Consider the following 12,840-nt stretch of genomic DNA (forward strand, 5'->3'; position numbering starts at 1 on the left):
CCTCACCCCGTTAGATAGTCTTGACATCGGTGGTGGGGCTTAACTGCTTAAGCAACTGCTCCACATTGATTTTTGCCGCATCGGAGGCAAAGCCCGCATCGCGGAACACCAGTCGCAGCGGTGAAAAAGCCGCTAACGTTTTGATGAAAGCTTCATTCACCGCCCCGGTTTTATCAAAACAGGCTACCAGGGCACCCTGGCAGTTATTCGCGTCGGCATCGACAAAGAACACTGTCTTACCGGCAATGGTTTCACGGCGAATTGGCAAGGCAAGATCCACTCCCCAATCCAACATGACCTGGAACAGCAAATCTTCTTCTGTGCGATCTTCTTTGACATTTTCGACTTGAGCAAACAGATCAGCTTGGGTAATCGCATCAGGATTGTAATAAACATCAGACATGTTCGATGAGTCTATTTTCAGAACACGAAAACCTACATCCTTGTTCCAGTTCTCATTGGGACAATTCTCTAGAATCTCCTTACCTGCTCTACGAAGGCGTTCCTTCGTCAATTCGGCAATATTTGTCTTAACACCAATTTTCTTACAAAATATAGCCGCACTTTTTTGAGTATTATTGTCTTCTAACAGCGGCTCAGGAAGTTGAATTGCAATGTATTGGCGACAGCCGCCATCTTGTGCATTAGCTTTCAAGGTTGCGTGTGCAGTTGAACCAGAGCCTGCGAAAAAGTCCAGAATGATTCCATCCTTTGCACCTGCAATAGTAATCATTCTCTCGATCAGCCGAATCGGCTTCGGTGTAGAGAACACTTTTTGGCCAAGTAGCGCTGCTGTTTCTTTTTGCGCTTCATCGTTGTGCCCACACTCCGCAAACGTCCACCAAGTCGGAGGGACAATTCCCTGTTTAACCTCGTTTAGGAAACGCTTAAGCCTCGGTTTCTTGTAAGACTGATTAGGCCCCCAAAATAGCCTACCTTCGCGTTCAATTTCCAAGTGTTTTTCCTTGGAGTATCGCCAGACCGCATGTTCTTCTGGCCAAACCGCCTCGCCTGTTCGAGGATGCGTAATTGAATACCAGAGAGTGGGTCGCTCATCTTTGGATTTGTTACTAACGTAATTATCTGAAGCCCATTCGCCCCTAGGGTCATTATCTGGATTTTTGTAGCGCTCGTTTTGCTCTGCTTTGCGTGGTAGCAAGCCTCTGACGAAAGCCTGCGATTTTCTATAGACAAGAACGTGGTCGTGCATTACACCGATTCCAGGATCATCATTTGCCACTGCATATTTTTTTTGCCATACAACGTTTGCCACAAAGTTGCCATCACCGAAAATTTCATCACCTATGCGTCGCATATTTGCAACTTCGGTGTCATCCAGCGTGAGAAAAAGCACTCCGTCATCGGAGAGGAGATTTTTAGCCAACTTAATTCTTGGATATATCATTGACAACCAATCTGAATGAAAACGGCCATTCGAATCTTTATTGGTGACAAGGCGATTTCCTTTTTCATCGACTTGGTTTGATCTCCTTAAGAATTCTTCACTGCTTTCGGCGAAGTCATCTTCATAAATGAAGTCATTTCCCGTGTTGTATGGCGGATCGATATAGATCATCTTGACCTTGCCCAGATAGGTCTCTTGCAGCAATTTCAGCGCATCGAGATTATCGCCTTCGATAAACAGGTTCTTGGTGGTATCGAAATCCACGCTTTCTTCCTGGCAAGGTCGCAGGGTCTTGGCAATCGGTGCATTGCCCGTTAGCAGCGCTTTGCGCTTACCCGGCCAGTTGAGCTCATAACGCTCCTGTGGCCCCTCGACGATATGGGTCGAGAGCTCTTGTTTAAGCAAATCGAAATCGATGGCCTGTTTAAGTTTGCCATCTTTGCCGCGTGATTCGGTGACGCAGCTTGGAAACAACGCCGCCAATTGCTCAATATTCTGAGCCACCAGATTGGGGCTATGCATTTTCAGTTTTTCCATTATTGGTTCCATTTATTCTTCTAATGTTTAGGCAGTACAGCACCTAAGCGCTACGGCTTCAGCTAAAAAGTTGGCTTATTCCGTCTCAGCTGCAGTGTCATGCTTGAGTTCGGCAAACTTTGCCGCCATGGTTGGGTTGTCCCGCGTCAACTTTTTGATCGTCACATCTTGTGCTTTATCGTTGGCCAGCCGTAGGTTGCGGTCTGCTCCCAGCAGGGCGTCTTTGGTTTTTTGCAGGTGGTCAATCGACTTGTCAATCTCATCAATGGCCGTTTTAAATCGACGTGCTGCCAAGTCATAGTTTTTGCCAAACGCATCCTTGAAACTATCCAGCTGATTTTCAAAGTTGGTGATATCAATGTTCTGCGACCTCACCAAGGCCAGCTCGGTTTTGTATTGTAGCGATTTCATCGCAGCGTTGCGCAGCAGCGTGATGATCGGAATAAAGAACTGCGGGCGAACGACGTACATTTTCGGGTAGCGGTGAAATACGTCAACGATACCGGCGTTATAGAGCTCATTATCAGGCTCCAGCAGCGACACTAACACCGCATATTCGCAGCCTTTTTCGTTACGGTCTTTATCGAGCTCCTTGAGGAAGTCTTCATTCTTCTTTTTGGTCGCTGTTTCATCGTTTTCGTTTTTCATCTCGAACATGATAGAGACAATTTCCGTGCCTGCTTCATCCAGGTCACGGAAGATATAATCGCCCTTACTGCCAGTGCGCGCGTCGTTGTCTTTCTCGAAGTAAGCCAACGGAAAAGCTGTGGCTCTGAGACGGTTAAACTCAATCTCGCAATGTTGCTCCAGGGTTTCACCGACCATTTTGGTTGATAATTTCGCTTTCAGATCCTTCAGACGCTCGATGGCATCGTCACGATCCTTAAGTTGGGTCTCGTACTTATCTTTAAGTGCCTTCTCGGCAAGCTGCTTTTCAAGAGCCGCTCTATCAAGACCACTCTTCAAGTCATCACGCTCCTTTTCAACCACACTGAGCGCTTGAGTGAGAGCAAGCTGCTGCGCAACTTCACTTGCATCGAGCTTGGCTTGCAAACTCTGGATCTCTGCATCTTTGATGGCTGCAGCATTCTGCAATTCGCTCAGGCGTTTCGCTTCGGCCAGCTGAGCGGCGGAGGCCTGTTCGTGCTTGAGCTTCTCCAACATGCTCGCCAGTGCGTCACGATCCTTTTCTACAACACTCAGTACTTCGCTAACGGCAAGTTTCTGGGCTACCTCGCTAGCATCAAGCTTGGCCTTCAGCTCTTGGAGTTCAGTATCCTTGGCTGCGGCCGCTTTTTGAAGCTCGTTCAGGAGTTTTGCCTCCGCCAGTTGAGCGGCAGATTCCTTTTCTTGCTTAATCTTCTCCAAGGCATTTGCCAGCGTATCGCGATCCTTTTCCACGGCACTCAGCGCCTCACTAACCGCAAGTTTCTTGGTAACGTCACTGGCATCGAGCTTTGCCTTGAGTTCCTGGATTTCAGAATCCTTAACAGATGCAGCTTTTTGCAATTCACCAGCAATCTTGGCCTCTGCAAGCTCAACAGCATTGCGTTTATCTTGCTCTGCCAGTTCGAGCCGCTCATGCAACTGCTGTTCAAAGTCGCTATCACGAACTTGTTTTAGGATGTCTGCGTATCCAGCTTCATCTATCTTGAATGCTTTTTTGCAGTGTGGGCAAATGATCTCGTGCATGGCTAAACTCCTTTTACTTTGGCAAGAATTTGTTTAAGCATCTCAGGAACGGTTCCTTCGGCCCTAAGTGTTGCAGTCCGGTATGCGAGTTGATTCTTCACAAGACTAACGCCTGTGGCTGCCTCTAATTCATTGCAGGCGGTTAGCCACTCAGGCCAGTTAGCTATGAGAAACGATTCCAGATGGTCTTCAAAAATGGCGACTGTGGCACTAACGGTAGCTCCCGGAAAATCCTCTTCTGCAATACCGAAGTATTTCAGTATTGTCCGGTTCTCTTTGGCATTCTTTGCCAGTTCTTCATCGATCTTGTTTTGCTGCTTTCCTTTAGCTTTCGCTCGTGCCTCACACCCTCTGTCGGCATCGAAGAGCGCATAAACAGGGATACCGATCGCGGACAGGATTGCATGGACAAGAGGGATCGACGTCTTACCTCCAACAGGGACGATGGAAATGCCAGTGGCTTCAAGCGCACCAAGAGATATCTTGTCGCCAATACCGTGGAATATCGATGACTCGGTGGTGCCCTCCACAAGAAAAGCGCGATGAGCAAAGAGCGCTACGGCCAGTTGATCCGAAACAACGCCGTCTAACTGACGTTCTACCACATCAGCATTCACTATCTGGTACAGTCGAGCCTTCACATCATCAACAGTGGCAAAGTGGATTGTCACAGTCGGAGTATCTCCTGATGATCGCGTCAATCGCCTGACTTGATCAAAATGGCGAGCCTCAAGGAAGTAGGGGCTATGCGTCGCATAAGCCACCTGGATGCGTTTGCTCGAATCCTCCGCAAGAGCCCGGAGAACCTTCGCGAAGGCCTGAGCTTGGATCGGATGCTGAAAGAGCTCAGGCTCTTCAATCGCCAAGCAAATAACCCCATCTGTTGACGCTGCTCCTGACTGCGCTAAAAGCTGGAGCGCCGAGATTAGAATCGTCCGTTGGAAGCCATGCCCCTGTCGGTCCACTGCCGTCTCGGTTGAACCATCAAGTACAGCCACTTCGAAGGTTGTCTTGGGGGCTTTAAGTTCAACCTCGGCAGGAGAAACAGTAACGGTTCGCCCTGGCGAATAAGACGCAACAACCTCGTTAAGCTGCGATGTTATTGCTTCGAGCTGCCCCTTAAACTTCTCTTCATACACTTTTTGCTGTTGTGCTCGTGATTCCTCGACAATCTTCGCAATTTCCTCATCAGCAGCAGCGCGGTCTACAGAACGCTCAAGGATACGCCCAATAATACTTGACTTGCCATCAAGCGATTCTTCACTGGCCCTAAGGTCGGCAGTTACTAAGACAAAGTCAAAGAGCCCGCTCATCTTTCCGCCGCTGTTAAAACCGAAGAAATTGGTTTGCAGTGATTCAGGCGCATCGACAAGTTGGTCCATGTGAGATGCTTCCCACGTTATCATGGCCTCGTCAACTAAAGGACCTGTTTTCGCCTCTGGCAATGCAAGTTCAGGACTGCTAACGCGGAGAGTTTTGTACAGTTCCTTTTTTGCAGTCGCGCTGTTTGCCGCTTTGATTGCATTGAAGGCAGCAAATCCTTTTGCGTTGGCAGAGAGGACTTCGACGCCATCTGGTGAACGGCATTTCCATGCTGTGAAGGTGACTGCACCTTCAGGCGCATACTTGCCAAGCGCCTCACGGTCTTTTTCAGTGAGGTCGTAGAATGTGACTTGAACTTCAATGTCTTGCTCTATCGCCCCAAAAGAACAGTCTTTTTCCGTCAACGAACCAGGTTTGCCGTTGAAGAACCAGTCGAGTGCCCGAAGCACCGTAGATTTTCCGGCACCGTTCGGCCCAATGAAGGTTGTCACTGAGTCGAAAGGAATAGTAACATCTTTTAATGCTCTGAAATTCTTGATACGAACGGATTGAATCTTCATTTTTGTTGTCTTCCCTTGACTCTGTTTTTATCAATCAACACGAGAGTTCTACCAGTTCAGCTTTTAACTTCCGCAATAACGCATTCATCTCCACCCTGCGGTTGAATTGCTTTTCTTTGGCAAGCTTACAAGCAACCTTTTCAATCTCACGCTGCTTTGCCTTTACCTGAACACCCCGTTCAAACAGTTCAGCGAGGGGTTCATGCGGTCTTGCGGTTACCGGGAGTAGTCGCATCATGAGCTGTTCGTACAGCAATGCTAAATTGAGTGTTGTCGGCATAGGGTCCCTGACACTGTCGCTTTGTAACCAGGCTGTGGCGAAGTAATCCGACACTACCCAGCGATTGGCGTCTGCCTCATGTGGGCGTTTGTACGCGGCAACTACTTGTGTTCTGCCAGCAAAACACAGCTCAAAGATAATAGGATACGGTACTGCGCCATCGATACAGCGCAACACATCCCAATCTAGCTCAGGCGTTTTAAGTCGAATGCTAAAAATCTGCAGTTCAGGCACCTCTGGCTTGGCCGGCAGGTTAATAGTTTCCGGCGCAAGCTTGTACTGCCAAACTATCTGCTCAACCTGTTCAATAAACAGCTCTTTTTGCTTGGTATTTGCGCTGCTGTGTTCATAAATTTTATTTTTTGGCACCACACGCCCAAACTCCGCTTGTTTGGGATAACTAATCAAGGCCGTCTTGGCGGCGGCTGCCAGCGAATTACTCATTCAGTCTCCTGAATAACCAAAAAGGTAATAAGCTCAAAGTCATCCAATCCAGCGATTGTGTTAGTCAGCGCAGAGGTTTTACCTGAGCTGAAAAGGCTATCGAGGTCTTTTTCTGCTTTGACTTCGATCATCGAGCGGATTGTCATACCAAGGAGCTCTGAGTAACGCTGCATGTTTCTGCCGTCATTGGTTTCTTTGTTGAATGACTGACAGGCAATAGCAATGGGTAATGCCTGCCCTTTGCAGCCACTGCGTACCAAGTCAAGCAAACGCTTTACCTCTGTATGGTCATTAATAACCTTACCGCTTTGCGCAATGTAGACAAGATAATAAGGGTGTAACCTGTTATGTTGATTCACATTCACATCAGGATTACGATTTCTCAGGGTAAAAATAACCCCGGGCTCTAGATCTAACATCGGGTTTGCTGACACGACAGCATGCATTCCGTTGGGTATGTGCCTAGGTTCACCATGTGCTTTCACATAGTTGAGCAAATCCATCCTAAAGTCGTTGAGCCCAAGGTCAGTTATAGATACACCGGTTTTAAGATCTTCGAGCTCAATGACCTCTTCCTGAAGACGCCGCAGTTGTTCTTTGCGGTAAGTAACATCATTTGCCTGCGCCGAGAGCACATTATCATCACCAGTTGCCGTGACGTCGGCGATCATCATCCGGCTTTCAACCCGTTCTTTCAAGTTGATATACTCGTCAAGTGTGATATCCGGCCAATAGTTCACCAGTTGAATACTGGTGTTTAACGAACCAATACGATCTACGCGCCCAAACCGCTGGATAATACGAACGGGATTCCAGTGGATGTCATAGTTAATCAGGTAATCACAATCCTGAAGGTTCTGACCTTCTGAAATGCAGTCGGTACCGATAAGCAGGTCGATTTCGGCGGGTTCGTTAGGCAATACAACGGCCTTTTCTTTGGAGCGCGGTGAAAAAAGCGTCAGCAATTCCTGGAAATCATAACTTTTCTTCAACTGACTGTTCTTTAGCGTTGATTGTGGCGCTCCTTTCCCTGTGACTTTGGCGCTGTGCAACCCCTGAGTTTCCAACAACTCGGGCGCCAAATTGGCATAGAGATAATCAGCGGTGTCTGCAAACGCTGTGAAAATCAATATCTTCTTATTTCCAGGATTCAAAGGAGCGTTGATTTTACTAAACACCAAGGCCTTTAGGTGTTGTAGCTTGGCGTCATCGGCTGGGGTAATTTTGTTCATCGATGTCAACAGGGCATCAATGATTTCCAAATCAACTTTCAGCTCATGTTCCCACGAAGGCAAGTCCATGTCTGCAAGACTGATTTTAATCTTTCCGCCAATCTCGGCATCCCCTATCAAAGGGAGGTCGTCATCGTCGGCGTCCAGATTTTCCAACTGCTCTGTCAAATCTCCCACGCTATAGCCAGTGCCAGTAGCTCCTGTGCTCTGATTAAAAGCACAGATCTTATCCAAGGTATTCACATGGTTTGATCGCAAGGACTTGAGCGTTAACCTGAATGACTCAATGGAGCTCTCCAAGCGCTTTAATAGGTTGGTGGTCATCAACGCCTGCAAACTCTTTTCGCGATCCGCTTGCCTGAGTTTCCCCCTTCCCCCACCCACCTGAGTATCGTACATCTCTTCGTATTTTCTGAGTCGACTTGGCAGGATGTAACTAATCGGTGCATACACTGCGAGTTTGAGCTGGGATAATTGCCCAAAAATTTCATTAAAACTCATCACATCAGTTCGATTTGTGAGTGGGCTGTGAAATGATAATGGTTTGCGGCGCTCAGGGAATTGCCCTATGTCCTTGGTATCGTAAAAAGTCTGGATGTGCTTTCGTGATCGTGCAATCGTGACGCTATCGAGCAACTCAAAGAAATCAAAGTCCAACGAGTCAAGAATCGCCCTAGCTGTACGCTCTTCAGGTTGTAATTTTACCCAAGCATTAAAACTCGCTTGAGCACCACGAAATATCTCTTCCACCGTCTTTTCGGTACGTAACTTCTTGGTGAGATTTTCGGACTCTCCCTCGTAAGCCAGCGCCAATTGATTGCGCAAATCATTAAAGCGGTTATTCACGGGTGTAGCTGAAAGCATCAGCACCTTGGTTTTAACCCCCTCCCTGATAACCTTGTTCATCAACTTCTGGTAACGGGTTTCTTTATCCTTATAGGCGTCGTTATTACGAAAGTTATGCGACTCATCTATCACCACCAGGTCATAGTTACCCCAGTTGATACGATTCAGCGGCGTACCAAACGACTCTCCGCTAGTGCGGCTTAAGTCGGTATGACAAAGAACATCATAGTTGAAGCGGTCACGCGCAAAGATATTGGTCTTGAGGTTACGATTGTAATTCAGCCAGTTGTCTGCAAGCTTCTTTGGGCATAAAACCAACACAGACTTGTTGCGCAATTCGTAATACTTGACGACGGCCAAGGCGGTAAAGGTTTTGCCCAATCCGACGCTATCGGCCAGGATACAACCACTGTAGGTCTCAAGTTTGTTAATGATTCCAGTTGCAGCGTCTCTCTGATAGTTAAAGAGCTTCTTCCAAATGAGCGTTTCTTGGTAACCGGTACGATCATTGGGTAACACATCTTCGTTAATATCATCTAAAAACTCATTGAAGATGTTGTACAGCATCAGAAAGTAGATGCTCTCTGGCGAGTTTTCCTGATACACAGACTCTATCTGTTCGCATATCTGCGAGGTCACATCCTCCAGTTTCTCTGGATCCTGCCATATCTGGTTAAATAGATTGACGTAGGTAGCTGTAAACGTTGGTTCGTCCATTTTATTGACGAAGTTTGAAACCGCATTGCCAGGCTGATAGCCAAGGTCGACTGCAGTAAATCCATGTAATGGCATGTAAGCCGTCAATTTATCGCTGGTTTGAACACTGGCAAACTGCTGCATCGGGGCTTTACTGCGATTAGACCTGAACGAAGCCTTACGCCTCATCCAGTCAGCACACTCTTTGGCAATTGCTCGTTGGGTGAGTTTATTACGAAGTTGGATCTCGAATTCGCTCCCATATAAGCTGCGTTCCCGATCAGCTTTGGGAATGTGAAATTCTCGGCGCTCCTTACGGAGCTTATCGGTCACCTCATTGGCGGTAAACGTCGGAGAGGTAAAGATAAATTGAAGCTCATCAATTTTCTCAAGTTCAGCCTTCAATGCTTCAAACGCATACATAGAGAAACAAGAAGCAGCGATTTTCAGCCGAGCACCTGGTTTAAGTGTCTGCCTTAGGTCATCACCAAGTAGCCGATTAATGTTATCTATCAGTTCCATTCAGACCTTGCCTCTATTATTCGACTATTTGTTGACCGCCACTCGAGGGGGAACTTTTAAGGTTCAGATTTACTAAGCAATAAAATGTGCCCATAACAAGGCTCCATCACTCTTCCAAAAAATAATCTGAATCGATTGCCTTAACGGCGTAAAGCTCACGGGTAGAAACCCCAACATTGTGCTCTATCATGAGCGCCGCGAGTTCACGGCCATCGATGAGCACGATGCGCTTTTCAATTAATGAGACGAACTTGCGGGCGTCTTTACTGAAGCTGGAGGTGGTAATAAATACCCCTTTGCGGGCACGGTGCATATCAAGCGCCCCGGCAAATGCTTGGATGTCCGCCCTACCGACGGTGTTGTCACGATAGCGCTTGGCTTGCAGGTAGATGGAATCGAGTCCGAGTTTATCCTCTTTGATGATGCCATCGATACCACCATCGTTACTGTATTGGGTTGCTTGACCAGCATCCTTTTGACTGCCGCCGTACCCCATGGCTAACATTAAATCAACCACCAGCTGCTCGAAAAACTTAGGCGATAGAGTGTGGATTTGTTCAATTAATTCATCGGAAAGGGCTGAGTTTAAGGCGGCAAAGGCTTGCGACATTAACTCTGTTGGGGTTTGAGTATTATCGTTATGACTGATACTGGCATAACGCTCTACTTTGCCTTGTTCTGTTGATTGCTCTTGGTGGGCACTTCTAAAGTCATTAAAGGTATCAAACAGAGATAAGTAATCGTTATTAATGAGCTGACCACTCGCCAGAGCTTCCCTTCCCCTGCTAGTTATCTCGCAGATACCACGCTTAGGTTGATGGATAAGTCCCGCTTTAACCAGGTAGGTTTTAGCCCAACCAACCCTGCTACGAATGTAGGTTTGTTTACCACTGGGCAAGGTGAGCGCAAGCTGCTCTTCAGAAAAGCCATAGAGGGCTGCAACGTCATCATAAACCTGCTTCAGTGGTTTTTGTTGCCCGTCAGCTAGCACCTTAAGCACCGCTGGCATCATCTCTTCGTAGCTTGGAATTGTATCGACCATCCCTGTGCCTCACCTTTTATTATTCTTGTGGCAAAAACTGCAATCGTAATCGCCTAATAGCTATTCAATATCATGCACAACAGAGATCAATTAAACCTATTAGATTGATATACATAATTGTAAGATTTTGTCAGAAAAGTTCTATCAAATCCAGAGAGATAGCACACAGTCTTTGTAAAAACACTATTAACGTTAAATTCAGTGAAATGCTGGTCACCTGAGAAGCGATAAGGCAAAAATTACAATACATATATCAAATGTCATTTAGTTCCGCCTTCAATTCATTTTCACGCTGTATCAAAACATCGATGTAGGACATTGCACCTCGGCTAAGTACAAGTCGAAAGTCTGAAACCTTGAAGGCAAACCCCCTTTTTCGAAGGAACTCAACTGCGTCTGTCGGTGACTTCAATTTTAATGAGGAAAGAATGGCACTACATTTTTCATCGTTCGCCATTGAGTCCAAGTCCTGCGAAGTTAGTCCAACAACTGGATTTTCAAGCAGCTCTAATCGTTGACCGCGGGTGACGATTTCCTTGGATATCAGTGTTAGGATTGCGACAATTTTGATTGATGTTTCGTCAATCTGATCTTCATCACTATCAAAGTCCTTCAGTGGTCGTAACGAATAAAACTCACCGTTGTTATCGTGCAAAAGCTCATATCCTAGATGACGATAGAGTAGCTTGTAATGGTCAAATCTAGACAGCAGTTCTAGGTAAAAAGGTGATTCAGTAATTCTTCCCGTATTCATCATGTATTGGCATTTGTTTATTACTGAACCAGTAGTAAACAACCGGAAAATCTCCTGTGAATACTCTTCCTTTACCTCATAAAACGTGTTGCTCATTTCCATCTTCATGGTCTCTTAATTCACGAGTGACAATTGCCTTACTCGGTAGTTAATTTTGTATTCGTTGTCGGAAACGGTCTTGAACTCGTTGGTAACGAGAATTTTGAACCTAGGATCAGATTGGAGGCTTGAAAGCACTTCAAGCAGATCCGGCATTTTGAAATCTGGAACATGCTTTGAAACTTCATTCAGAGCAATCTGAAGGCAATCTTCCTCTAGTGGCCAGTGATGGTTCTTTGACCATTTATGTACCGCCAGTGAATGCTGTATCTCCAAAACATTCTTTCTATCGATTAACTCGGACAATAGGATCTCGCCATCTAAAAATTCATTGCTTCGATGTGCTCTTTGCTCAATCTCAATGAATACGTTGTTAAGGTAAGATGGTTCCTTATCGATGCGTAAAGACATTGGCTTGTTTATTGCAGGCAAACGGGTAGGCATTGAAAGTTGTTTAAGTTTGCGCAAATCGATGTACTTGTTTCGCATATCCGTGGAAAGCGTTTGTTGATATGCAGCTTCAATATCAGCAAATGCCTTCTCAATACCTGACTGTTCAATTAACGCCTCACGGCTCTTCTTGAGGAAAACGCTTATTTCATCAGCGATTTGCTTAATCGGAGTATGCATATCGCAAAACTGAACATGGTAGGTCAGCATCATATCCGCGAGCACACTATCGTCGATTGATTTGAATATCGACGCAAACAACTCTAGGCACTTTGTTATCCCGCTCCCCTGGTCATAATTTGCGTGCCGGCCAAGAAAGGTCACAAGAGGTTTTATCTCACGACGATATATCGAAGATGCGCGTTTAAATATTTCTTTCTTAAGTTCAAATTGTCGCGTTATCTCAGTAGATGAACAAGCCTGTTGTTCAATCAACATGCTCATGTTTTGAAGCTTGTCGATGTTAGATTTGATCCTGCCGATAAGGTCACTTAGATGGTTAATTAGCTCATCTGTCCATTCTTTATAGTCTTCACTGCCCTTCACTAAGGATAACTTTCCTTCAGTATGAGACTTCATCATTGCCCAAATCGGACTCATCGCGTTGTTAAGCGCTTGTACATTCAGAGAACGGATTAAGCTGGTTTCACAGAGACGAAATAGGCCAATCACATGAGGGTTAAACATAATCACGGAATGACCATCGAGCATTTTCTGATCGGTTAATATTCTTGATTGCTTTAGGTTCTCGATGTCGAACACAGCTAAGAGTTCCTTTGCTACTTCTTTTATGCTCGACGCGGGCATCCGAAGTACATACTTTTGGAACTCGAACTCGGGTATAGATGATGTTCGATTGACATCCATGTACCTGATTACATCAAACAATACGTCTCGATATACTAATAATTTTTGGATTGTCTCTACGCAGCCAAATTGCTTTTTAACTTCGGACATA

8 protein-coding genes are annotated in these 12,840 nt (G+C 46.1%); all 8 read right to left on the reverse strand.

What is annotated here, in order from left to right:
• Positions 1 to 10: 10 nt before the first annotated feature.
• Positions 11 to 1,942, reverse strand: a complete 1,932-nt coding sequence (locus L5M29_RS04025; protein ID WP_263166351.1) for a site-specific DNA-methyltransferase — start codon at positions 1,940 to 1,942, stop codon at positions 11 to 13.
• A gap of 75 nt (positions 1,943 to 2,017) precedes the next feature.
• Complete coding sequence (locus tag L5M29_RS04030) at positions 2,018 to 3,634, reverse strand: DUF2130 domain-containing protein (protein WP_263166352.1); 1,617 nt, start codon at positions 3,632 to 3,634, stop codon at positions 2,018 to 2,020.
• 2 nt (positions 3,635 to 3,636) lie between these two features.
• Positions 3,637 to 5,517, reverse strand: coding sequence for an ATP-dependent nuclease (locus L5M29_RS04035; protein WP_263166353.1), 1,881 nt, complete (start codon positions 5,515 to 5,517; stop codon positions 3,637 to 3,639).
• Between the two features lie 34 nt (positions 5,518 to 5,551).
• Positions 5,552 to 6,241 carry a DUF4391 domain-containing protein gene (locus L5M29_RS04040; protein ID WP_263166356.1) on the reverse strand — a complete coding sequence of 230 codons (690 nt, stop codon included), beginning with the start codon at positions 6,239 to 6,241 and terminating at the stop codon, positions 5,552 to 5,554.
• Entirely contained in the window at positions 6,238 to 9,537 is a 3,300-nt protein-coding gene (locus L5M29_RS04045; RefSeq protein WP_263166357.1) for a helicase-related protein, read from the reverse strand. Before L5M29_RS04045 ends, L5M29_RS04040 begins: the two co-directional genes overlap by 4 nt.
• A gap of 106 nt (positions 9,538 to 9,643) precedes the next feature.
• Positions 9,644 to 10,579 (reverse strand): restriction endonuclease, encoded by a 936-nt coding sequence (locus L5M29_RS04050; protein ID WP_263166358.1) that lies wholly within the window; start codon positions 10,577 to 10,579, stop codon positions 9,644 to 9,646.
• A 253-nt stretch (positions 10,580 to 10,832) separates the two neighbouring features.
• Entirely contained in the window at positions 10,833 to 11,435 is a 603-nt protein-coding gene (locus L5M29_RS04055; protein ID WP_263166360.1) for a condensin complex protein MksE, read from the reverse strand.
• 12 nt (positions 11,436 to 11,447) lie between these two features.
• Positions 11,448 to 12,839, reverse strand: a complete 1,392-nt coding sequence (locus L5M29_RS04060; protein ID WP_263166362.1) for a hypothetical protein — start codon at positions 12,837 to 12,839, stop codon at positions 11,448 to 11,450.
• Position 12,840: the final 1 nt, after the last annotated feature.

The sequence above is a fragment of the Shewanella sp. SM95 genome, assembly GCF_025653595.1.
GTDB lineage: Bacteria > Pseudomonadota > Gammaproteobacteria > Enterobacterales > Shewanellaceae > Shewanella > Shewanella oncorhynchi.

Excerpts from the sequence above, each read along its gene's own strand:
- L5M29_RS04035 (WP_263166353.1), bottom strand. The coding sequence starts at position 5,517 with ATGAAGATTCAATCCGTTCGTATCAAGAATTTCAGAGCATTAAAAGAT.
- L5M29_RS04025 (WP_263166351.1), bottom strand. The coding sequence starts at position 1,942 with ATGGAAAAACTGAAAATGCATAGCCCCAATCTGGTGGCTCAGAATATT.
- L5M29_RS04055 (WP_263166360.1), bottom strand. The coding sequence starts at position 11,435 with ATGGAAATGAGCAACACGTTTTATGAGGTAAAGGAAGAGTATTCACAG.
- L5M29_RS04050 (WP_263166358.1), bottom strand. The coding sequence starts at position 10,579 with ATGGTCGATACAATTCCAAGCTACGAAGAGATGATGCCAGCGGTGCTT.
- L5M29_RS04030 (WP_263166352.1), bottom strand. The coding sequence starts at position 3,634 with ATGCACGAGATCATTTGCCCACACTGCAAAAAAGCATTCAAGATAGAT.
- L5M29_RS04045 (WP_263166357.1), bottom strand. The coding sequence starts at position 9,537 with ATGGAACTGATAGATAACATTAATCGGCTACTTGGTGATGACCTAAGG.
- L5M29_RS04040 (WP_263166356.1), bottom strand. The coding sequence starts at position 6,241 with ATGAGTAATTCGCTGGCAGCCGCCGCCAAGACGGCCTTGATTAGTTAT.
- L5M29_RS04060 (WP_263166362.1), bottom strand. The coding sequence starts at position 12,839 with ATGTCCGAAGTTAAAAAGCAATTTGGCTGCGTAGAGACAATCCAAAAA.